Raw genomic sequence first — 23,488 nt, 5'->3', positions numbered from 1 at the left:
CGTTCGGTGGCTACGCTGCGCTATCTTCCGGAACCGGATGAGCTGGTTATGCCAGCGGAAGGGCTAACCCTGGTCGTCAATGACGGATCGGACGTAACGCCTGCGCTCTGCGCTGAATTAACCGCAAACGGACATCAACTGGTCGTGTTGACCTGGGGAACCGATGTTAACCGATCAAAGCAATCGTTTCCGGAAGGCGTAACCGAGTACGTGCTGACCGATCTTCAGGAAGAAACGATTCAGAGGACGCTTGCCCAGTTTGGTAACTCGGTCAGTCAGCTCATTTACCTGCATCCCCGGCAAACGACGCCGGTGAACGTACTGACGTTTGCGACAGAAGCGGAAAAAGCCCTTCTAAAAGCAGCTTTTCTCATTGCTAAATGGGTAAAACCGGCTCTGAATCAGGATCACTGGCAAACACGACCGGCTTTTCTGATGGTCGTTCGGCAGGATGGGGCGTTCGGACTGCTTAATTCGGGCCATGATGCTATTCTGGGCGGAGGATTAACCGGCTTGACGAAGTCGCTGAATCTGGAGTGGCCGGGCGTATTCTGCCGAACCGTGGACGTATCGCCGAACCTGACTCCGGCGGCAGCAGCCCAAAAAATTCGTCAGGAGTTGTACGACGCTAATCAGTGCCTGCTCCAGACGGCCTATACTGCCGATGGGCAGCGGCAAACACTTGTCGCCGAGCCGGTCGCACCGTTTACTGAACCAACACGGACTGCTCAACTGGATCAGAACAGCGTATTTCTGGTAACGGGCGGAGGGCGGGGGATTACAGCCAGTTGCGTCAATCAACTGGCGGCTACGTTTCAATGTACGTTTATCTTGCTGGGTCGAACCGAGTTGTCAGCTGCCGATCCGGCCTGGGCCGATGGACTAACTGACCCGACCGAGTTAAAACGGCAGGCGATGAAAACGCTACAGACAGCGGGCGAAAAACCGTTGCCCCGCACAGTAGAGCGCATGGTGAGCGACGTACTGGCTCAGCGGGACATTCGGACAAACCTGACCGAGCTTCAAAACCAGGGTGCGCGGGCGTTTTACCGGGCCATCGACGTTACCGATGCCGCAGCCGTACAAGCGGTTCTGGCCGAGGTAACGCCATTAACCGGTCCCGTCACGGGTTTGATTCATGGAGCTGGACGACTGGCTGACAAGCGGATTGAGCAGAAAACCGGCGCGGATTTCGACGCGGTTTTTGACGTTAAAATACAGGGACTGGCTTCAGTAATGCAGGCGCTTACCCCGGCCGCTCTTCGGCATATCGTCCTGTTTTCTTCAGTAGCCGGCTTTTACGGCAATGTCGGGCAAACGGATTACGCGATGGCGAACGAGGTCCTGAATCGATTTGCCTACCTGTTCCGGAAGAACTTTCCGCTGGCGCATACCGTGTCGATCAACTGGGGAGCCTGGGACTCGGGTATGGTCAGTCCGGAACTGAAAAAGATGCTGCTGGCTCAACGCGTATCGTTTGTCCCGTCTGACGAAGGACCGGCGGCAATGATCGACCAGTTGAGTGTGCAGGCCAGCGAGCAGGTGCAGGTCATTCTGGGCGGTACCTTGCCCGTAGCCAAAGCGGAAACCAACACGCCGGTGCAGACCTACACTGTTCTCCGTACGCTGACGCCGGAGGCTAATCCGTTTCTGGCCCACCACGTTATTCAGGGGCATGCCGTTCTGCCCATTAACATGGCGAATAGCTGGCTGGCGCAAACGGCCGAAAACCTGTATCCTGGCTTTAAGCTCTATCGCGAGAAAAACGTCAAACTGTTCAACGGAGTCGTCTTTGACGGTACGCAGCCGACGAATTTTCAGGTGGTTATTCAGGAGCAGCAAAAATCTGAGAACGAGATACAGGTGCTGGCTACGATTCTCAGTCAACCCCGTACCGACGAAGGACCGGCCTTTCAACTGTCCGGGCCGCATCAGCCTACTGGTCGGCCCCTGCCCCGCTATCAGGCGCAGATTACCCTGGTACCCCAACGGCCCGCGGCTCCGGTTGAAACCCTCCCTGACCTTACCGCTCCGTTCCTGGCCGATGCCTCGGTGCTTTATGAGGACGGTACGTTGTTTCACGGCTCCGATTTTCAGGGCGTAAAGCAGATCATTTCGCTGGACGAACAGGGCGTTTTGCTCTTGTGCGAACATCCGGGCGTAACATGGGAGCGACAGGGCCAGTTTCCGATATCGACCATCAACGGCTTTCTGACGGACATCATGTACCAGGGGCTGCTGATCTGGGTACGTCGGTTTCATGGCTCTGCGTGTTTGCCCCTGCGTACGGATGGGGGCGAAATTTTTGGGGAACTATCGTCTGGACGATCTTTCTACGTATCACTTCGGGTCGTGAAATCAACTGACTTCACGATGGAGGCCGACCTGACCGCTTTTGATGCACTGACGGGAGAAGTATCCATAAAAACCTACCGGGCTAGCGTCACCATCAGCCGGGACTTACAGTGGACGCAAGCGGATTCCTTACTTCGTCGAGCCCAATGAGAACAGAACAGTCAGGAGAGAAAATTGCCATAGTGGGTATGGGGGCGCTGTTCCCCGGCGCTACGTCGCCCGAGCAATTCTGGGCGAACCTGGTTGCGAACGAAGCGTTTATCAGCGAGGCAACGAGTGCCGATTTCGGTGCCGACCCAAAATGGTTTTTTCAGCCGGAAAAAGGCGGATTAGATACCTGCTACTCGCTTAGGGGCGGGTTCATTCGTGATTTTCAGTTTGATCCGCAGGGCTATAAGCTAGATGCTCAGACGCTGCTGAACCAGGATCAGCAACTGCACTGGGCGCTGTATGTTGTTCGGGAGGCCCTCCGGCGCAGCGGCTATTGGCAGCACGCCAGCCTGGATCAGTGCGGAGTCATTCTGGGAAACCTGTCTTTCCCGACACGTCAGTCGCGGCAAATTCTTTCCACGATTTACACCGAAATGGTCCAGCAGACGCTGGAAACTCTTGCGGTCGAACCCGTACCAGTAGCTGGCCCCTACGCAACGCAGGGAGGTAGTTTTCGGGAGTCGGTTCTGGTTAGTACGCCTTCGGCGTTGGTTGCTCAGGCGGTGGGTTTACAAGGACCGCATTATTCGCTGGATGCTGCCTGTGCGTCCAGTCTGTACGCTATAAAACTGGCCTGTGATGAATTGCGGGCCGGGAAGGCGGGTATGATGCTGGCGGGTGCTGTTAGCTGCGCTGACCCGCTTCTGATTCATATCGGATTTTCGTATTTCCACGCGTATGCGCCATCAACGGAGGTCTCGGCCCCGCTGGATGAGCGCTCCAGCGGACTCACCTCGGCCGAAGGTGCGGGAGTTATCCTGCTGAAACGCCTGTCGGACGCCCAGCGTGATGGCGATACGATTCACGCGGTTATCGAAGGAATCGGCTTGTCGAACGATGGTAAAGGTAAGTTTTTGCTCACGCCGAATCCCAAAGGTCAGAAACTTGCCTTTGAACGTACCTATGCGCAGCTAGGCCCCGATCAGCGATCAATTGACTACCTCGAATGCCACGCGACCGGAACCCGGCTCGGTGACAAAACCGAACTCAACAGCATCGGTGATTTTTTTGATCAGAAGCCTCCCTTAATTGGCTCTGTAAAGCCAAACCTGGGCCATTTACTGACGGCGGCTGGTATGGCCAGTACGTTGAAGGTCATTCTGGCCATGCAGCAGCGTATGATTCCTGCTACGATTGGTGTCGACAAACCCCTTGCGTCGGCGGATGGACGAGTGGGGGCGGAGCAGCTGGTGCGCCAGAACCAGCACTGGCCGAACCAGGCTAACCTGATCCGGGCGGGCGTCAATGCCTTTGGGTTCGGGGGGACTAATGCCCACATGGTACTGTCAACGCCCGCGCCCGGTACGTTCCCCGCCCCAACCCCCGTTGCCCAGCCCGCTGAGCCAATGGCAATTGTTGGGATGGATCTGCACATGGGGAGCTGCGCGAACCTGGATGAGTTTTACCTGTCGCAGCTCCTCGGCCGACAGCACTTCGACCCCCTGCCGCCCGAACGCTGGAAAGGCATGGACGCGCTCCGCAAAACCATGACGGATGCTGGTTTACCCCCTGTCAGCGAGCTGAGAGGAGCCTGGGTCGAAGCCTTCGATATTGACCTGCTGCGATTTAAAATTCAGCCGAAAGAAGCCGAAGGGGCTACCCACCAGCAGGTATTGATGCTGAAGGTAGCGGATCGGGCCATTCAGGATGCTAACCTGCATACCCTCGATGAAAAAGGGGCTAACGTAGCGGTCATCATCGCGATGGAAACCGAACTGGAAATCCACCACCGGCTGGGTCGGTGGCACATGGGCTGGCAGGTTGACCAGGCTGTCCGGCAGGCAAGTCTGGATGTGACCGAATCGGCAGTAAGCAGCCTGACGGATGGGTTGAAAAATGCAGTTTTTTCGGATTACGAAGGTCATTCGCTCAGTGAGCATACCGGATTTATCGGAAATATTATTGCCAGCCGGATTGCGGCCCTGATGGATTTCACTGGGCCTGCGTTCACTGTATCATCGAACGAAAACGGGGTATACAAAGCCCTCGAAATCGCGCAGAATCTACTGGCGAACCGAGAAGTAGATGCCGTTGTGCTAGGGGCCGTTGATCTGGGTGGGGGACTGGAACGTGTATTGGCCCGCCAGGCTGTTCATCCGGTCCATAGTGGCCCCGTATCGATGGGGTGGAACCACAGCACCCAGGGCTGGACCATCGGCGAAGGGGCCGGTGCCATTGTGTTGAAACGGGCCGATGAGACTGCGAATGACCGCGTATACGCCCGAATCGACGACCTGGTCATCGTGCAGTCGGACGAAACGCACTGGCGGGGCGCTGTCTCGGCCAAGGCTGTTGCTCAGGCTGCTGATCTGGTGTTACGTCGCCAGCAGCTTCGTTCGGCCGACATTGGCTACCTGGAGGTATCGGCAAGTGGTGTGGCAGAACAGGATCAGGCTGAAATTAAGGGGCTGACCGATGCTTACCGGGCTGGTGACGCTACGTTAACCTGCGCGTTAGGCAGCAGCAAAGCGTACATTGGCCATACGTTTGCCGCGTCGGGTATTGCGTCGATCATTAAAACGGCCCTCTCACTTTACCACCGGTTTCTGCCGGGTGTTCCGAACTGGGAAGGCCCTTCGTCAGCGGCTCCGTTTGTTCATAGCCCCTTTTACGTCCCCGATGGGGCACGTCCCTGGGTTCCCGAGAAAGGGGCAGCTCTTCTTCGGGCGGCCATCAGTGGGCTGGCATCCGACGGTACCAGCGCCCATGTCCTTTTGTCTGAAGGCACTCATGCCCAGTCCGGCGAACCGTCGACGTACCTGCTTCGGGGTGGCGAACGGCTTTTTCCCGTTCAGGATGCTACGTTCGACGGGCTTCTTCGCCGGCTGGGCGATATGGACAATGAACTGGCGACTACGTCTTTCCGACACGTTTCGGACCGGCTTTGTGGGGCATATAAGCAGCCATCGGAGGGCGGTCAAACGCTGGTGCTGGTGGCGGCATCGGATGAGGAGTTAAAAAGGGAGATTAAATTCTTTCACCTGAAATTTACCGCACAGCCGCACCCGGTCGGCACTTTGCAAACCCCGGCCGGCAGTTATTACACGGCCAATCCGTTGGGAAAACGGGGTAAATTAGCGCTGGTGTACCCTGGTTCGGGCAGTATGTACGCCGGGGCTGGCGCAACCATCTTTCAGGCCTTCCCGGACTTATACGAACGCCTGAAAACGCAGGGCTATGACCCGGCCGATGCGCTTCGGACGGAGGTATACCCGCGTTCGCTGTTTGCCTTGAGCCCGGCCGAGAAACAGGCGAGGGAACGTCAGTTGCAATCCGATGCGTCGACCATGATGCTGACGGGATGTACGTTTTCGGGGCTCTTTACCAAAATTCTGCAAGATCACCTGGGCGTTCGGGCCGACTCGGCCCTGGGGTATAGTATGGGCGAAACCAGCGCGATGTGGTACTGCCAGGGCGTCTGGAGTACAGTCCATGTGGAAACGAAATTCTGGCAGGCTCCGCTGTTCCGGGAAAAAGTGGGGGGGCGTATGCGCCTGCTGGCGGAACTCTGGCAGGTACCGGAAGCCGAAGCGCGGCAGCGGTGGGCGTCCCGGCTGATCTCTGTGCCTAACGGTAGGCCGGGCTATGCGTCGCTGGCCGACTGGTTCCGGCGGGAGGTAGCCCCCCGGGAGAGCCGGGTGTTTTTGTCCTTTATTAATACCGATACCGAAATCATTATTTCCGGCGACTCCACGGATCTGGACCGCGTAGTAACGACTCATCAGCTGACGGCTATGCCGTTAACCATTAACAACGTCGTCCACCATGACTTTTGCCGACGGGTGACCGACGAGTTGATGGCGATGCATCACCTGCCCATCGAACACAAACCGGATAAAACTTTTTATTCCAGCGTAACTACCCAGCCGCTTCGCATCGACAGTGATGTGCTCGCCCATAATTCGCTGGAGGTCTGTTGCCAACCCGTCGACTGGCCCCGCACCGTGCGCCAACTGGCTGCCGATAACCACAAGCTGTTTGTGGAAGTAGGGGCTAACGCGACCTGTTCCCGGTGGATTGCCGACGTATTACGGGACGAGGAATATGCCGTTTTGCCCATGGATCGCAAGGGGGGGAGCGTGCTCCGCAATCTGACCGGACTAGTCGCCCGGCTGCTGGCACATGGCGTACCGGTGCAGTTAACTCCATTTTTTGAAACCGAAAAAGTTGGCTCATCCTGCCGTAAATCGTTAGTAAAAACCTTATGTACAGGTGGTCCGCGCTTTGAATTGCTGCTGTTAACACCGGAAAACAGACACTATTTTTTGCAGAAAATCAAACGACCCGAACCGGTCCTGATTGAAGCGGAGACGGCTACTCTGCCCCAGATGGTTACTACGTCGGTTCGGTCAACCCCCTTTTCACCCGCGCCACCCATGACCTTATCCGTACCGGAACCTACCCTTAAATCACCCGTATCGACTCGCCAACGGGCTGAAAACGGCCTGTTGCTACAGGATTATTCGGAACCCAACTATTTAGGGAATAAACCCGTAATCTGGAACGAAGCTGATCTGTTGACATTTGCTACCGGCCGCATTCAGGACGTATTTGGGAACGAGTTTGCCATTGTTGATACGTATCGTCGTCGGGTGATGCTGCCTATGCCGCCGTATCTGTTGGTCAGCCGGGTGACGCACCTGGACGCCGTGCCGCAGGTGTTCAGACCGTCCCGGATCACAACCGAGTACGATATTCCGTACCAGTCTGCTTTTGCCACCGACGGGCAGATTCCCTGGGCCGTCGCCGTTGAATCGGGCCAGTGCGATCTGCTCTTGATCAGCTACCTGGGCATTGATTTCCAGAACAAAGGCGAATACGTATACCGCCTGCTGGACTGCACCCTGACCTTTACCGACGATTTGCCGTTTGAAGGACAGACCCTGCGTTACGATATTTCCATCGACCGTTTCATACGCAACGGAGCTAATCTGTTGTTCTTTTTCCATTACCGGTGCTACGTCGAAGACCGACTGGTTCTGAAAATGGATGGCGGCTGCGCCGGGTTCTTTAGTAACGAAGATCTGGCGCAGGGGCAGGGTGTTGTGTTTAGTCCGCAGGAGCTGAGCGAGCGGGCCAGTCGCCCCCGGCAGTTCTTTACGCCCCTGCTGGACTGCGACAAGTCGGCTTTCTCACGGGAGGATTTGATGGCGTTGGTGAACGGTGATCTGGTTAGCTGCTTTGGCCCTGCTTACCTACCGTGTGGCCGCAATCCATCGCTGCGGCTGCCACCGAAAGAAATTCTGATGCTGGACCGGATTACACGGGTTGACCGGCAGGGGGGAAGTGCGGGTGTCGGATTCATCGAAGCTGAGAAAGAGCTACGTCCCGACGACTGGTATTTCCCCTGCCATTTCCGCGATGATGAAGTCCTGGCCGGTTCGCTACAGGCCGAAGGGGGTGGACAGCTCCTGCGTTTCTTTATGCTGTTTCTGGGTATGCAGCGGCTGACGAAAGATGCCCGTTTCCAGCCAATTCTTGATTTGCCCCAGAAAGTTCGGTGCCGGAAAGAGGTGCCCGCCCGACCGGGTAAACTGGTGTATCAGATGGATGTTAAAGAGATCGGACTGGTCCCCGAACCCTACGTCATTGCTGATCTGACCATTCTCTACGAAGGCCAGATTGCGGTCTTCTTTGAGAACCTCGGGCTGCGGCTCCAGGAGAAAGACCAGCCTGCCTACCGGAAGGAAATGCTGCCCCGTGAGGGCGGAGTTTACGTTAAGCCGATGCCGGTACCGGTTTTGTTCAACGAGTATCAACTGACCCAGTTTGCGCTCGGTCCCATTTACAAATGTTTCGGCGAAGAGTACCGGCTGTTTGAAGGGCGGGCGCTTTCCCGTCAGCCGAATACGGATCTGCAGCTCATTTCCAGGGTATTACGGATAAATGGCGAGCGAGGTGTGTTCCAGAATAAGCCGGAAATCGTGGCGGAGTACGACGTGCCGGCCGATGCCTGGTACTACCAGCAGAACGCAGTGCCCGAAATGCCTTACTCCATCCTGATGGAGATTGCGTTGCAGCCCTGCGGATTTTTGGGCGCTTATCTGGGCTCTACCCGGCTTTTCCCGGAGAAAGACCTGTTCTTCCGGAATCTCGATGGGGAAGGCGATCTGTTACGTTCCGTCGACCTGCGTGGCAAAACGATTACCAATACCGTTCGCATGGAGAGCCATACGGCCCTGAACGGTACGGTGCTGCAGCGCTATAGTTTTGAGCTGCGCGTCGATGAGCAACCGTTCTACCGGGGAACGGCCTCGTTCGGCTTTTTCACCAAAGACGATTTGTCGAGTCAGGCTGGTCTGGACCGGGGTACGCACGTAGCGCCCTGGTACGAAACACCACCGACAGAGGGACTGAATCGCCTTGCCTTCAGGCTGGATTCGCTGTTCGGGCGGATGAAACTGTTCCGATCGTCTGATCCGGCATCCCCGCAGCTTCACCTGGCTGGCGATCAGCTCAATCTGCTGGATACGGCGCTCATTGTCAAAGAAGGCGGCAACTACGGCAAGGGCTACGTGTTTGCCCGGAAAGCCATCGAAGCGCACAACTGGTTTTTCACCTGTCATTTCTACCAGGACCCTGTTATGCCCGGCTCGCTTGGAGTCGAAGCAATTTTGCAGGCGATGCAGCTCTTTGTGCTTCAGCAGGGTCTGGCTGATGGGCTACGTAACGTTACGTTCCGGCAGGTCGCTCCGCACAAAACGGTGTGGAAATACCGGGGCCAGATTTTGGCGACCGACCCTGAAATGCGCCTGGAGGTGCACATCAAAACGATTGACCGAACGGCTCAGTCGCTGACACTCACCGCCGACGCGAACCTCTGGAAAGGGCCGCTCCGCATTTACGCGGTGACCGACATCGCCATCGCTGTCAGAGGATTACAGGTAGAGTGAATTTGAGATCAACAGAAATTAACGCTATTGAGTGGATCAGGCAATGACTGCGAATGAGGTAAGTGCGAAATCGATGCCGTCGAACGGGATCACCACCGATCAGGGGCCGATAACGGCGAAATGGTTCGGCAGCCAAAAGGAGGTCAGTTTCGATGAGTCAGGAATTCGTCGGATACTTGAAGCCGGACATCAGCCGTGTTTCTGGGTGCGGGATAAACAAGGGCGAATCGGGGCTACAACCACGATCGGTACGACCGACAGAACCCAACTCTGTTCCATGGAACTCCTGGCGACTTTGCCCGCCTACCAGCCCGAGCAACTCGGCGCCCCTTCGTTCCGGCAGACCTACGGGGTCCGCTATAACTACATGGCCGGTGCGATGGCCAACGGTATTGCTTCCGAAGAACTGGTGATTGCGCTGGGTAAGGCGGGAATGCTGGCTTCGTTCGGAGCGGGTGGGCTGGTTCCGTCCCGGATTGAGCAGGCCATTGATCGGATTCGACAGGCCCTTCCCAACGGACCGTATGCGTTCAACCTGATTCATAGCCCCAGCGAAGAAGCCCTCGAACGAAAAGCGGTGGACCTGTATCTGCAAAAAGGCGTACGGGTTATCGAAGCATCGGCTTTTCTGAGCCTGACCGAGCATGTGGTGCGCTACCGGGTGGCGGGCATCAGCCAGGGTCCCAATGGGACGATTCAGTTAGCCAATCGGGTTATTGCCAAAGTGTCGCGGTTAGAGGTAGCAGCCGCTTTTCTTAAGCCCGCGCCGGAAAATATACTGAAAACGTTGGTCGACCGGGGAAGCATTACACCGGAACAGGCTCAACTGGCAGCACGAGTCCCCATGGCCGACGACATCACCGTTGAGGCTGATTCCGGAGGGCATACCGACAAACGATCGCTGGTTTGCCTGCTGCCCGCTGTGCTGGCGCTGCGCGATCAGATTCAGGCTGAGCAGGGTTATGCACAATCCGTTCGTATTGGGGCCGCCGGGGGCATCAGTACGCCACAAGCCGTAACCGGAGCCTTTGTGATGGGCGCTTCGTACATTGTAACAGGCTCTATTAACCAAAGCTGCCGGGAAGCGGGCACCTCCGATCACGTTCGGGCTATCCTGGCGAACATCGACATGACCGACGTAATGATGGCACCGGCCGCCGATATGTTCGAGATGGGCGTGAAACTTCAGGTTGCCAAAAAGGGAACACTCTTCGGCCTGCGGGCGCAGAAGTTGTATGACCTTTATAACGCGTACTCAAGCTGGGAGGCTATTCCGGAAAACCAACGCGCTGCGCTGGAGAAAACCGTGTTTGGCGATTCATTCCAGGCTATCTGGCTGCATTGTATCGACTTTTTTTCGGAGCGCGACCCCGAACAGATTCGTATAGCGACCGACAATCCCAAACGCAAAATGGCCCTCGTATTTCGCTGGTACCTGGGGCTGTCGTCGGTATGGGCGAACCGGGGGGTAGCTGGTCGGGAACTGGATTATCAGATCTGGTGTGGTCCGGCGATGGGGGCGTTTAACGCCTGGGTCAAAGGCTCGCGGCTTCAGGCGTGGGAAAACCGGCGGGCGGCCGACGTAGCGTTGCAGCTGCTAATCGGCGCGGCTTACCTGAATCGGATTCAGTACCTGGCCCTGTGGGGCATTCACCTGCCTGGTACTTATAAAAAAGTACGTATCCAGCCAGTCTAATGTTTTGTCATCTCCTTCAGCGACGATGAACCACGTTTTGGTGTGTAAGCCGCAGCACGAAATTACCCCGGATACGCGTCTGCTCGACGAGGGAGAGCAGACGCGTTATCAGCGGTTACGGAGTCCACAAAAACAGCTCGAATTTTTAACGGGGCGCACCCTGCTGAAACAGGAACTGGCTGCGTATCTGGGCGTAGCGGCCCGATCCGTTTTTCTGGCTACTACGGCCAACGGGAAACCGTATTTATCGGCCGTATACGGTTCGCAACGACCGCATTTCAGCCTGTCGCACGCAAACGGATGGTATGGGGTTGGCGTGGCTACACGGCCGATTGGCGTTGATCTGGAAGTGAAGCGAACCATCGACGTAACGCTGTTTCAACATGTTCTTACGCAGGAAGAACGCAAAGCGCTTTTAGCCTTTCCTGAACTTATCCGAAGCGACCAGTTTTTACGCCTGTTCACGGCTAAAGAGGCTTTTCTAAAAGCAACGGATAAGCGCTGGCCCCTCAGCGAAATTCAGTTTGTACCCGATGGCGGAACGTGGCGACTGCAATTGCCTGCCGTGCCGTATCAGTTTCATCTGGCAGAAGAGCCTAACTACTGGCTAACGGTTTGTGTACAGATAATGCCCTGATTGTCCGGTAAATCGACCCTTCTTACTTTCTCTGCTTATTGGTACTTCCGGCAACGTGAGCGACTGGCTGACGGCTCAAGCCGCGTTTTGCTGGCATCTGCCGGTGAGAAGCCACTCTCGATATACACTTATTTCTGCGGTTGACATACCAATTTTTGTCGTTCACAACATTTTTGAGCGCAGCCTTTCCGGACAATCTACTTTTGAACACCTCATCTAACCAATGAACCCGGCTGACTCGTATGGATAAGCTGTATCAACACTGCTCTAGCTTATTGGTCGTTAAACACCTTCAATCGTTCCTTGCTTACGGACTGGCAGGGGGCGGCTGCGTCTGGCTCTGGGTCAAAGCCTTCAGCTACGGCGTAAACGGCGTTAATGGATCGATAAGCGCCAAACGGGCCAGCCGGTTTCTGGACTCAGACAGCCGGTTAGCAGTTCAGGCTCGACTACTGAGAATATTTGGCGTATTCAGTATTTCGCTCCCGCTCGTGTTGATGGCGGGTTCGGCTGCTTTCGATGGCTGCACAGTCGTGCTGGCTTCGGTCAGTCATTATTACTACACCACCATGGGACTCGTGTTTGTGGGCGTGCTGTATACAACGGGGTTATTTTTGTTTCTTTACAAAGGCGACAACCGCGCTGAGGTTATTGCGGCTCGCTTCGCCGGCATCTGCATCAGTATCGTTGCCTTCCTGCCAACCTCAAAAGACATGTATGGCTGCTGCTCTTATACGTACCAACCCAATGCAGTAGGTGAGGAATTGCACAAAGCGTTTGCCGCTTTTTTCTTGCTGACCATGGCTATGCTGTTCTGCCTGTTTGCGCGCAGCAACCGTTCTGCCAGCCAACAGGCACGTAGCCGTAACCGCCTGTATCGCACTAATGCCGCTACCATTACGGTCATCGTATTGGCCATCGTAGCCATGTCGAAACCAAGCTGGCTAAATCAGGAAACTCAACAGCAGGTACTTTCCTGGATGGCTACGTACAAGCCGATTTTTTGGCTGGAGTGGCTGGCTCTGGTGGCTGTTGGTACGTCCTGGCTCATCAAAGGGCAATGGTTGCTGACCGATCCGATGCCGCAATCGGAGTATGTACAAAGCCCTAAAACGACGGCGGCTAAACTAAGTCCATTTGCGTCAGTGCGGTTCTAATACCGCACCTTGACCCATTGATTTGAAGAACAGACCGGATAAACAGGGCTGGTTGTATATTTACGAAAAACAACCGCCATGCTACGCCTAAAGCTTTATCCCAATGAATTCAAAGGCATGATCAGTTTTTTGTGGCAGATCACGCAGGGCCAGCAGAATTTGGATCTGGTGTTTCAGAACGTGGCTATGCTGGTATTGCTCGATTATAGAGCCAGTTGGAAACACCACCGGCTAAGTGCCTGGCTGGACCGTCGGGCCGACAAACTCTATCTACTCAATCTGCCCTTGTCGGTGGCGAAAGCGCTGCACCAGGCCATGCCCGAAAGTCGTCTGGAGCCTGATCAGCAGTTGTTTTTAAACAAATTAGATCAGGCCGTGGTCAGTCACCGGGCTCCGTCGCGGCCGTTTCTATTGGGCGAGTTAGTATGAAATTTCTCTGTATCCACAGGCTGGTGTAGGGTTTCATCTGGTAATCCCAATACGTAGTAGATCAGAACTATACGTACGCGTTACCAACTACGCCGAACAAAGCAGCCCCTAAAGGGATTACCTGATAGGAACGTACTGGTAGCCAGTGCGAACGTCAGTCTTTGTTTATTACGTAACGTTATGACTCCATCAACACCATCGGTTGCCGAGGCCACTTCTGCGGTACGCGAACAACTCATCCAATTCCTGACCGGGGGCAACGCTCATCAGTCGCTCGACGGGGCGCTTAACGACTTGCCAGCCTCGCTGCGCGGGGTGAAGCCCGACAAGCTTCCGTATAGCATCTGGCAACTGGTCGATCATATTCGCATTGCGCAGTGGGATATTCTGGAGTTTTCCCAGGATGCCAATCACCAGTCGCCACCCTGGCCGGAAGGTTACTGGCCGACGGAGGCCGCACCCGCCAATGAAGTCGTTTGGGAACAGGCTTTACAGCAGATTAAGCAGGATCGGGATGCGTTCATTGCCTTATTGAACGACCCCGAACGTGACTTATACGCTCCCTTTGCGCACGGCGATGGCCAAAATCTACTCCGCGAAGCGTTGTTAATTGGCGATCATACGGCGTATCATGTGGGCGAAATCATCCTGATCCGGCGCTTGCTGGATGCCTGGAAAAGCTGAGCGTGCTCTGTTTACCGAAGTAGCCCCGCGAATACTTGTTTGGTGTAGGCCAGATCCTGCCGGTGCGCTTCAACGGGCCCCATCGTGTTTGGAGAGCCTTTTTCCAGGCATTGCTCCAGCACCAGCAGCGGACGAACACCCTGCGCTTTGAGGTCATTGGCCAGTCGTCGGTAGTCGATGTCGCCATCGCCGAATGTCTCCTGCCAGATCCCTCCCTTCGATTGCCGGATGTGCACTTCAACAATCCGTTTACCGTACAGCTTCACAACGTCGAACAGGGCGATCTGCGAGTTACCCGAGCCCCGATACACCCAGTGGGCATCCAGGCAAAGCGAAACATGTTTAGGGTCGGACGCTACCAGCATGTGATGAAATTCGCGGGCGGCCTGCCGATGCTCGGGAGCATGGGTGTGGTAGGCCAGCACCAGGCCGCGTTTACGTAACTCAGCCCCGAGCCGGTCGAGGTTTTTAACCTGCTCATGGAGGTCCGCATCGCTCTTGTCGTCGTCGCTGCCCCATTTAATCGGGCTGGGGTTCGTAACAATAATACTGGTTCCCAAGGGCTTGGCGGCATCGGCAATGGCGAGTACCGAATCGATGGACTGCTGAGCGTCGTCGGCGCGGTGGAGCGTGCTGTTCACGTAGAGCGACGGCATCGTCAGTTTATATTTTGCCAGATAAGGCGCTAGCTTGTGCACCTCATCGGCGTTGTTGAACGAGGGCTCGTAGGCCGTTAAACCCGTTTGTAGGTACTCCGCGAATGAGGCATCCGGATCGGCCATCCACTGCTTCTTTTCCCGACCGTAAAACGTACCCCAGGTATACGCATTGCAGGAGACAGATTTTGGGGGTTCCACTGATGCCGCCAGCAGTAATTGACGGCCAGTCAGTAACGTAGCGCTGCTAAGGGCAGCCAGCGAACCCAGAAAATGGCGACGAGTTGATGACATGAGGTGAAACTGTCGGAGTTAGCGATTAGATTAGTTAAGCGTTCAGGCCGGGGAACTTAAGTTTTTTCTGCCATTTACGCCAATCTTCCCCATCAAAGTAAGCAGATTCTGCGGGCTGCGTTTACCTGGTGCCGTTCGCTGGCAAACGTCTGCATCCTAACACATGAAACAAAGTCAGTAGAGCGCAGTTAGTATAGAACTCTCTTAAAACGTTACGTGTGAAAGCCTTACTCCTACTGACCGCTGTATTCTATGCGTGGGCCGCTGTTCAGTTTATTCTGTCAAAGAAAGCCCTTTTTGGGCCGCTGAAGTAGGCTGAACGGTTTTTTTAAGTGCCGGTTTGTCAGCACTTACTTACGTACGATTCGTTGTCGACAAAAATTTATGATGACGTATGCCGGTTTTATCGTCTTAATACTTGAATCAAACTAATCTTAACGTTACAAGCATGAAATACATCTTCCGTTTGCAATGGGGGTATTGGATCGCCTTTCTGGTTTTAGTTAGTTCTGGGTACTGCCAGGCTCAGCATGAGCCGTTCCGGGGAGCCAATATGATTATCCTTTCAACAAGTCTGGCCGATAAAGAAGCTTATCAGACCATTATGCAGATTCTGGCCGAACAGCCGATTGGCGTAACGGTCAATACCGACGGCTTGCTGATCCGGTCTGGCGAGAATTCGTCGTTAGCGGCCAAAGGGCTGGTGTTTGAAGGGCAGTTAGTGGTCAACACCGGAATCGTTAAGCTTTCAGGCCGCATTTTCGATATGGCAGATAAAACCGGGGGGAGTGCCGCCGGTAAAACGATTGCGATTGCTTACACCAAAAGTCGTACATCGCTGCAAACCATTGGCTTTTTGTATATGGATGAACTGGCCAGGAAGTTACAGGCGGCCCTACGGGGACCTATTATGTATAAATACCAGGAAAGTATTATTTAGAATCGACGCTATCTGTAGTACAAAAGCCTCAGCACGATTAATGCTGAGGCTTTTGTATGCATACAACCCGCTTGTAATCGCTGTAGAACGACTTCTATTTTTTCAGAATTACCCTCACCTGACTCAGTAAACCCGATGGCAGCAGTGGTGAATCAGGCTGGTAAAAAGGCATGGTTGTGAACGTCGTCCGTTGTTTTGCGTCGAGTTTCGCATCGCCAACCAGTCGATTTACCCAAAGATTAGTCACCCGCACTTCCAGCGTATTGGCACCGGCTTTCAGCGCATTCGTTACGTCCAGCGTAAACGGCTTTTTCCAGACGGTCCCCACATTCTTTCCGTTAACGATAACTTCGGCCAGGTTCTTTACGTCCCCTAGATCGAGTTCATAGCGACCACCTTTCACTACGTTGGCAAGGGTAAACGTAGTGTTGTAAGCGGCAGTGCCGGAGAAGTACTTGACATCGGCGTCGGGGTGTTCTGACCAGGACGTTAATTGCGGAAACGTAACGAGTTTGGCTTCCGACCGGGTTTTGAACGTGACCGTCCAGGGCGACGAAAGGGTTAAGACCGGTGTTGCCGTAACCGCTGATTTGGTATACGCTGTTGCGGTGGTCTTATCGTTAAAGACAATAAAATAAGCGTCCCACGATTCAAAATGAAGAGGTACTACTGTCCGTCCGTTTTTGATCTGGTACGACACCTTTTCAACCGCTCCCGTCTGCGGATTCCATAATTCGGGGACTTTGCCCGTTACCCGGAAGCTAACGCTGGCATCGTTCGGGTTTTCGCTGCGGTTGTTGAACCAGTAGATATCTTCGTTTCCAGTCTGGCGGTGTACGTAGAGCACTTCGGCTTTAGCGTTGCTGATCAGGACGTCTTCCGGTACGTTAATTGACTTCAATACGTCAGCCGCGGGTTTGTTTACCGATACGGTTGCTTTACCCCATATTTCGTTGAGCAGGGCTGCAAACTCCGTTGGGTTGTCGCTTAAGCTAGGGGATTTTTCGGGTTTAGCGCCGGTAACATGAGCGCCTGCTTTGACCAGGTCTCTGATTTTCCTGAGTACGGGTACGGTCATCAGTTTCGCTGTCTCGTCCAGCACCAGTACGCTGTAGGCCATACCCGTCGGCGTGACGAGCTTGCCATTCTTCACCTGCACCCGGTTCATCAGGGCCGACGCGTTAATGAAATCATACTCGTAACCGGGAATGTTCGGTAGTTTGGTGGCGAATGTGCTGGTGATGTTATGGTTCTCTCCGTAGTAATACAGGACATCCGCTACGAATCTGCCTTGCTGCAACAGATACGAACTGCGACCCAGGTAATCCATCCAGGGTTTTGCCTGTTCAGCCCAGGTTTCCTGGCGGGTAAAATACTGGCCGAAGGGCCCCAGGGAAAAGCCAGGCTTTTTATCGTCGAGCGGCTGGTGCACGGAGGTATGAATCACGAAGCGATTGAGTCCCGAAGCCATCTCCATATCGGCCGTTCGTTTGAGCTTCTCGGGGTGGAACGTAAAGGCGTTGCCGACGGAGGTCATGGACTCGGCCGCCACCAGGTTCTGGCCGTAGATGTGGGCCACCGATGCCGACTCCCGGATATCAGCTTTGCTTCGTATTTCCTCGTCAGCGCCAGCCGCTAAACTGCCGGGCGTCCACATGGCCGACATGGGAATATCGGCGTTCCGTTTTACGTCCATACCGTCGGCCAGAAAGATCCGTTTGTTCTCGTGCGACTCGGTATAGCGTTTCATGCCGCGCTGGTGCAGGGCTTCGCCAATCACATCGTAGTGATTTTCGGCGATGAGTTCGCCGATCGTCCGGCGAAAGTCCCACAGAAAGCTTTCGCTTACTTCGGCACTTTTCACGACGCGGCCGGTCAGGACCGGAATCCAGGGCTTAAGGTCATAGCCACGTCGTTTGGCAAACTCCTCCGGCAAGGCTTTGGTCCAGGTCATGTGACCTGCTTCGTAGCTGTCCAGCACCATGTACTGCAACCCTTTAGCACCCATCTGCCCACCCGTGGCATCCTTGTACATATCGAGATACGTATCAATGTATTTTCTGACGGCTGTCTTGTCGAGTTTATCCACTTCCAGACCGGTTGCTTCGGGCGAGGCCGGATGGTTCTGGCGTCCCGTTAGCGAATAGCCCAGCCGAATAATAATCCAGTTGCCCGCGGGGGGCGTCCACGCCAGACGACCATCAGGGGCCATTCTGGCGGTCAGATCGACTACTTCTTCGGCAGGAATGGCGTCGGTCTGGGTGATGGCTGGCAGTGGTCCCGTTTCTTTCCAGGGCGTAAAGCCCGCTTTATCTTCGACCAAATGGATGCGGTCGGTATTGTGCAGCACCAGTTCTGCTACGTCGACCCCAGCGGGTTTGGGCACTTCAGGTTTAGCGCCCATCATGGCGGCAAAGCGGTTCACCTCGGGCGGTAACGTTTTAAACGTAAACCGGAAGAACTTAGCGGTCGTGGGCGGAATGCTTACGGTATTTTGAGGAACAATACTGCCCGGAACGGTGGCAACCTCCCGGAACGTAATGCCATCGTCACTGACTTTCAGTGCCCGGTTTTCAGGACCTCCGTTGAACTCTTCCAGACCAACATGGCTGGCCCCCACGATTGAAAACGCTTTGAAGGTCTGGGGCGTCTCGAATTCGTATTGAATCCACATATCTTCGCCTACGGCGGTGGGGGGGAGGTGCTTCGTCGTATTCAGGTCCCCATCGGTCAGCTCGTTTACACTAAACCTACCACCACTGGATGTTACGTTCGGGTTGAATGCCGTGAGGGGTTTATCGGTATTAGGTACGCGGTACGCGATAACAAGGGCATCCTGGTAAAAGGTGGGTAGCTCGCCGACGGCTCCGCCCAGCATGGTCGCTTTGGGTAGGGCGACATGCTGAAAATTGCCCGTGGTTGCCGGAGGCTGCGGCAGAATACCCGAAAAGGGTTGCCCGCCACTGACGCGCGTTTCGGTCCAGACGTATTTCTTCATGCCGTCCTGCGGCTGCACCCAGGGACCACCCGTAACGCTCCAGCCCGGTGAGCCGGCAATGGCCATCTCAAGCTGTAACTTTTGCGCCAGATCAGTCGTGAACTTAAACGCGTCTTTCCAGTCGGGAGTCATAAAAACCAGCTTCTTCGGAACAACTAAGGGCGTGAACAAACTAGCGTCGAAGTTCTGAAAACCACCGATTCCCACGCGATTCATCCATTCGAGGTCCTTCTGAATGCCTTCTTTGGTAACGTTGCCGTTCATCCAGTGCCACCAGACTCTTGGTTTAGCCGCATTGGGTGGCGTTTGAAAATTGGTTTTAAGGGCAGAGCCAGGCTGCGCCTGCCCTGGCTGACTGAGCAACAACAGCGCCAGCAGTAGTCTGGTCGCTTCAGGAATTAAGTACGATCGTTTCATGGATAAGGTAGGGCTTAATCAGGAATAGAGATTGAAAGGCAAATGGTTAGGCAGGATTACCTTATGGGTGGACTAGTTCCTCAAAACGGGTAAATATAAAATGAGGACGGAGCTAGGTTTCCGTCCTCATTTTGTCAAGCGCATTCCGGTCTGCTTAATTTTTCAGACGCTTCGCTTTTGCATCAAACATATTCATCAGGCTGCCTTTCAGGTTGTCATCATCGACTTTCGTCAGTTCAAGGGTGACATCATAGCCCTGCGCCGTAAAGGCCATAGACAACTTATCGGTACTTTCTTCGATGCTGGTGAGGGGAATCTTTTCTCTGGATGCATCGGTGGGGTCGGCTAGCTCACCGGTGAGTTTGCCGTCTTTCCGGACGAGGTTCGTAACAAATTTGGCGTCACCGTTCGGCGTTCCCGTGACTACGATCTCCCATTTGTCAGCAAAAAAATCGGCGGGAGCGGGTGCCTGCGCTATGCCTTTGGCGGCAACGAGCAGAATGAACAGAGTGAAAAATAAGCTTACTTTTTTCATGGATCTACTTGATTAAGGGCGAGAACGAATAATGGTTCATGAGTCATCTATCGCGGTACGCCTGGTCTGTCAGGCGTACCGCGGTATGGTCAACTTACCGGCTTGACAGGTTAGCGCCGTTGAGAACCGCTTCCACGGCCATCACAACCATCAGGCTGCCGCTGGGTTCGCTTGGGTTCACGTACACCAGGTACACATCGTGCGGTTTGTTGTCGAAGCCAGCGGGCAGCTTGACCGGGGCCATCAACTCGGCGGGTTTGAAGTCCATCTTGTCGGAAGCCGCCAGGAATGGTGACTCCCCAATGAGCTTACCCGTCGGGCTGTCCAGGCGTACCTCAACCTTACCCCCTTTCGCATTGAGTTGGGGCTTAGGCGCTACGGCCATGATCTTGAACGCGGTTACGCCGTTTAGGTCCACCTGCTTGATGCCCATGTAAGCACCCGATTTCGACGGGATGGCCAGGTTGTTGCCACCGAACGACATCTTGTTCACGTTGTCATACGTGTCGAAGCCGTGCGCATCGACCACTGCATTCCGCAGCACGAACGTTTTCTCGGCCCGCAACGACGGCAGCCCTTTGGCTCCTTTGTCGGCGTACGATGCCCGCACGATGTAAACGCCTTTGCCTTTATCGCCCGAAGGCAGTTTGGCTGTATAGCTTCCTTTCACCGGCAGCGCGTTTGCACCGGCGGCTTCGCTCGACAGGCTCAGTACGTACTTGACCATCTCGGAGGCATCGGCGGTCGACAGCTGGGGGTGAGCCGACATGGGCGTTTCGCCCCAGACGCCCGCACCGCCCGTGATCACTTTCTTAGTCAGCCGCTCCAGGGCCGAGTTATCGCTTTTGTATTTCTTCGCTACGTCGATGTAAGCTGGCCCTATCGACTTTTTCGCTACGCTGTGGCACGCCTTACAGTCGCTGGCTTCGAGCAGTTTCTTGCCCGTAGCCGTGAGCGCGCTGGCATCGGCCGAGCGGTGGCCCTGCGCAATAGCGATCTGATCATAGCCCTCGGCCAGGTAGTCGATGTTAACGGCTACGCGCTCGGGGTCAATACCTTTACCCAGCGTACCGTCTTCTTTGTCGCTGACCTTTACGTCGTAGCTGAACGGTTTGTTCGCTACGTAGAACGACTTGTTGGCACCGGGCATATCCACCGTCAGAACGGGGGTTTCATTCCCTACCGTTATGTCCATTGACTGCGACGTTACTCCGCCCTTGCCGTCGTTGACGGTCAGTGTTGCCTTATAAACGCCGGGTTTTGCCAGTGTCATAGCTGCGTCGGGCGTGTTCACAACTTTCGTGAAGCCGTTTTTCGAGGCAATTTTCCAGGAATACGTCAGCGCATCACCGTCGGCATCGGTAGTACCCTGGGCGTTGAGTTTCAAAGCCAGCGGAGCCGAGCCACCCAGTTTGTTGGCCGCTACCTGCACCTGCGGCTTACGGTTGCCGCCATTGTATTCGATGCGGATCAGGCGGGCATCGTCGTTGGCCGTGAACCAGCCGGAACCGTATTCCAGCATGTACAGATCGCCGTTGTCGGCAAACTCCATATCCATCGGGTTGCTGAATTTATAGCTGGGCATGAACCGCTCCATCGACTGGAAATTGCCGTCCTTGTCCATCGTTACGGCCATCACCCAGCCGCGCATCCAGTCGTAGGTGATCAGCTTGCCGTCGTAGTAATTGGGGAAAGAACGGGGCGCTCCGGCGAAGTTATCCGAGTAGAAAACCGGACCGGCCATGGCGTTACGTCCACCGGCACCCACGAGCGGAAACTCGGGAGAGGCATCGTACGGATACCAGATAAACGCTTTCTGAGCGGGCGGAAGCACGTTCAGGCCCGTGTTGTTGGGCGACGTATTGCTTGGTGCGTTCACGTTCCACTTCTCGCCGGAGGTATTGGCGGCAAAGTCGTATTTGTTGTAGGCTTTGTTATCGCCCACGAAGTGCGGCCAGCCGAAGTTACCCGCCTTGCGCGCCTGTCCGACTTCATCGTGACCGGCCGGGCCGCGATTGGCATCGGGTTTGGCGGCATCAGGACCAACTTCACCCCAGTACAGGTAACCCGTCTTCTGGTCTACCGAAATACGGAACGGGTTGCGGTGGCCCATCGTGTAAATTTCGGGGCGTGTCTGGGCAGTACCTTTAGCAAACAGGTTGCCTTCGGGGATGGTATACGTACCGTCGGGCTGGGGTTTGATGCGGATGATCTTACCGCGTAGGTCATTGGTATTGGCCGATGATTTCTGGGCATCCCAGGCGCTGCGGCCTTCGCGTTCGTCGCTCGGGCTAAAGCCGTTCGAGCCGTGCGGGTTGGTATTGTCGCCCGTTGAGAGATACAGGTTTCCCTGACGGTCCCAGGCAATCGAACCGCCCGTATGACAGCATTCTTCGCGCTGGGTCGCTACGTCGAGCATCTCTTTCTTCGACTCCATCACCAGTTCATCCCCTTTCAGTTCAAAGCGGGCCAGTACGTTTCTGGATGCGTTGGGGTCCGAATAGTACAGGTAAATCCAATGGTTCTGGGCAAAGTCAGGGTCTTTGCTCAGGCCCAGCAGGCCATCTTCACCCATCGACTCCTTGCCTTCTTTGTTCACGTATTTAACGCTAACAGGCAGTTTGGCGATGGTTTTCAGTTCTTTGGTTTTGGTGTTGTACAGCCGCACCTCGCCTTTGCGCTGGATGAACAGAATCCGTCCGTCGCCCAGTACGCTCAGTTCCATCGGCTCATCGAGCTTCTCGGCCAGAACCACCTTGCCGAACCGGTTTTCTTCCGGACGAGCTTTCGAAAAGTCAAGCGATTTTGGGCTGTCGCCACCGGTCGTATAATTAATTCCCGCCCACAGGTGGTTCAGAAACAGGGGTTCGGCGAACGTTTCGTCGGTATGACCCATGGCTGTATAAAACGCACGGCCACCGTCGTACTCCTGATACCAGCTCATGGGATGGAAATCCGGATTCTTCCCACCCGTGTAGCTCTTATCGTCAATTTTCAGAACGACATTAATCTTCGGCGAGATGTCTTTGAAGCTGTAAAATTCATCGCTGCGCTCAAACTCGTCGGGCATGCCTTTGGTAGCCCAGTGGTTTTTCATTGCGACGATGAACTTGCCCTTCTGCACGTTATTGGGCATGGGGTGGTCAAGGAAGTAAGCACCGGCCAGTTTGCCATACCAGGGCCATTCGTACTCTGTATCGGTAGCCGCGTGGATACCCACGTAACCGCCACCCGCCTGTATGTAGCGCTCGAACGACGATTGCTGCTCGGTGTTGAGCACGTCGCCGGTGGTGCTCAGGAACACGACGGTGTTGTATTTCTTCAGATTCGACTCGGTAAACTGCGAAGCATCTTCGGTGAAGCTCACGCCGAACCCTTTCTCCGTCGCCATTTTAGCCAGCGCCTTTTTGCCGGCTTCAATGGACTGGTGCCGGAACGCAGCCGTTTTGCTAAAGACTAATACGTTGATTTTGGGCGATTGAGCATACAGGGGAAGGGAAGCAAGCCATACGCTGCATAAAAGTGCAATGGCTATTAAGCGGTTAGCTTTCATTTGGGAGACGGTTAACAAACGATTATTGAACAAA

At 54.9% G+C, this 23,488-nt stretch carries 12 protein-coding genes; 8 read left to right on the top strand and 4 right to left on the bottom strand.

What is annotated here, in order from left to right; translation table 11 throughout:
• Nucleotides 1-6: 6 nt before the first annotated feature.
• From ACYVBJ_RS24955 to ACYVBJ_RS24925, 7 genes are all read left to right on the top strand, one after another.
• On the top strand, nt 7-2,505 hold the full coding sequence (locus ACYVBJ_RS24955; RefSeq protein WP_460985007.1) for an SDR family NAD(P)-dependent oxidoreductase: 2,499 nt from the start codon (nt 7-9) through the stop codon (nt 2,503-2,505).
• Nucleotides 2,502-9,458, top strand: coding sequence for a beta-ketoacyl synthase N-terminal-like domain-containing protein (locus ACYVBJ_RS24950; protein WP_460985006.1), 6,957 nt, complete (start codon nt 2,502-2,504; stop codon nt 9,456-9,458). Before ACYVBJ_RS24955 ends, ACYVBJ_RS24950 begins: the two co-directional genes overlap by 4 nt.
• A gap of 43 nt (nt 9,459-9,501) precedes the next feature.
• On the top strand, nt 9,502-11,154 hold the full coding sequence (locus ACYVBJ_RS24945; RefSeq protein WP_460985005.1) for a PfaD family polyunsaturated fatty acid/polyketide biosynthesis protein: 1,653 nt from the start codon (nt 9,502-9,504) through the stop codon (nt 11,152-11,154).
• Between the two features lie 25 nt (nt 11,155-11,179).
• Nucleotides 11,180-11,791 carry a 4'-phosphopantetheinyl transferase family protein gene (locus ACYVBJ_RS24940; RefSeq protein WP_460985004.1) on the top strand — a complete coding sequence of 204 codons (612 nt, stop codon included), beginning with the start codon at nt 11,180-11,182 and terminating at the stop codon, nt 11,789-11,791.
• A 242-nt stretch (nt 11,792-12,033) separates the two neighbouring features.
• Complete coding sequence (locus tag ACYVBJ_RS24935) at nt 12,034-12,948, top strand: hypothetical protein (protein ID WP_460985003.1); 915 nt, start codon at nt 12,034-12,036, stop codon at nt 12,946-12,948.
• A gap of 78 nt (nt 12,949-13,026) precedes the next feature.
• The gene (locus ACYVBJ_RS24930; protein ID WP_460985002.1) at nt 13,027-13,377 is read left to right on the top strand and encodes a hypothetical protein; all 351 of its coding nucleotides are present in this window, start codon (nt 13,027-13,029) and stop codon (nt 13,375-13,377) included.
• A gap of 180 nt (nt 13,378-13,557) precedes the next feature.
• Entirely contained in the window at nt 13,558-14,061 is a 504-nt protein-coding gene (locus ACYVBJ_RS24925; RefSeq protein WP_460985001.1) for a DinB family protein, read from the top strand.
• A gap of 11 nt (nt 14,062-14,072) precedes the next feature.
• Here the strand turns inward: ACYVBJ_RS24925 and ACYVBJ_RS24920 are convergent, their stop codons facing one another.
• Nucleotides 14,073-15,011 (bottom strand): sugar phosphate isomerase/epimerase family protein, encoded by a 939-nt coding sequence (locus ACYVBJ_RS24920; protein ID WP_460985000.1) that lies wholly within the window; start codon nt 15,009-15,011, stop codon nt 14,073-14,075.
• 448 nt (nt 15,012-15,459) lie between these two features.
• Between ACYVBJ_RS24920 and ACYVBJ_RS24915 the strand changes: the two genes are divergently transcribed.
• Nucleotides 15,460-15,951 (top strand): hypothetical protein, encoded by a 492-nt coding sequence (locus ACYVBJ_RS24915; protein ID WP_460984999.1) that lies wholly within the window; start codon nt 15,460-15,462, stop codon nt 15,949-15,951.
• Between the two features lie 94 nt (nt 15,952-16,045).
• On the opposite strand, the gene ACYVBJ_RS24910 is transcribed toward ACYVBJ_RS24915, so the two are convergent.
• The 3 genes from ACYVBJ_RS24910 to ACYVBJ_RS24900 all read right to left on the bottom strand — a co-directional run bounded on the left by ACYVBJ_RS24910 (nt 16,046) and on the right by ACYVBJ_RS24900 (nt 23,454).
• Nucleotides 16,046-19,366, bottom strand: coding sequence for a glycosyl hydrolase (locus ACYVBJ_RS24910; protein WP_460984998.1), 3,321 nt, complete (start codon nt 19,364-19,366; stop codon nt 16,046-16,048).
• 154 nt (nt 19,367-19,520) lie between these two features.
• Entirely contained in the window at nt 19,521-19,901 is a 381-nt protein-coding gene (locus tag ACYVBJ_RS24905) for a hypothetical protein (RefSeq protein WP_460984997.1), read from the bottom strand.
• Between the two features lie 94 nt (nt 19,902-19,995).
• A complete protein-coding gene (locus ACYVBJ_RS24900; protein WP_460984996.1) occupies nt 19,996-23,454 on the bottom strand; it encodes a ThuA domain-containing protein in 3,459 nt (1,152 codons plus the stop codon).
• Nucleotides 23,455-23,488: the final 34 nt, after the last annotated feature.

This window comes from Spirosoma fluminis (assembly GCF_054778895.1).
This window is presented reverse-complemented; position numbering and strand designations above follow the sequence as displayed.

What these genes read in the sequence shown, in the direction of transcription:
- ACYVBJ_RS24950 (WP_460985006.1), top strand. Translation starts at nt 2,502, where the DNA reads ATGAGAACAGAACAGTCAGGAGAGAAAATTGCCATAGTGGGTATGGGG.
- ACYVBJ_RS24945 (WP_460985005.1), top strand. Translation starts at nt 9,502, where the DNA reads ATGACTGCGAATGAGGTAAGTGCGAAATCGATGCCGTCGAACGGGATC.
- ACYVBJ_RS24940 (WP_460985004.1), top strand. Translation starts at nt 11,180, where the DNA reads ATGAACCACGTTTTGGTGTGTAAGCCGCAGCACGAAATTACCCCGGAT.
- ACYVBJ_RS24935 (WP_460985003.1), top strand. Translation starts at nt 12,034, where the DNA reads ATGGATAAGCTGTATCAACACTGCTCTAGCTTATTGGTCGTTAAACAC.
- ACYVBJ_RS24930 (WP_460985002.1), top strand. Translation starts at nt 13,027, where the DNA reads ATGCTACGCCTAAAGCTTTATCCCAATGAATTCAAAGGCATGATCAGT.
- ACYVBJ_RS24925 (WP_460985001.1), top strand. Translation starts at nt 13,558, where the DNA reads ATGACTCCATCAACACCATCGGTTGCCGAGGCCACTTCTGCGGTACGC.
- ACYVBJ_RS24920 (WP_460985000.1), bottom strand. Translation starts at nt 15,011, where the DNA reads ATGTCATCAACTCGTCGCCATTTTCTGGGTTCGCTGGCTGCCCTTAGC.
- ACYVBJ_RS24915 (WP_460984999.1), top strand. Translation starts at nt 15,460, where the DNA reads ATGAAATACATCTTCCGTTTGCAATGGGGGTATTGGATCGCCTTTCTG.
- ACYVBJ_RS24910 (WP_460984998.1), bottom strand. Translation starts at nt 19,366, where the DNA reads ATGAAACGATCGTACTTAATTCCTGAAGCGACCAGACTACTGCTGGCG.
- ACYVBJ_RS24905 (WP_460984997.1), bottom strand. Translation starts at nt 19,901, where the DNA reads ATGAAAAAAGTAAGCTTATTTTTCACTCTGTTCATTCTGCTCGTTGCC.
- ACYVBJ_RS24900 (WP_460984996.1), bottom strand. Translation starts at nt 23,454, where the DNA reads ATGAAAGCTAACCGCTTAATAGCCATTGCACTTTTATGCAGCGTATGG.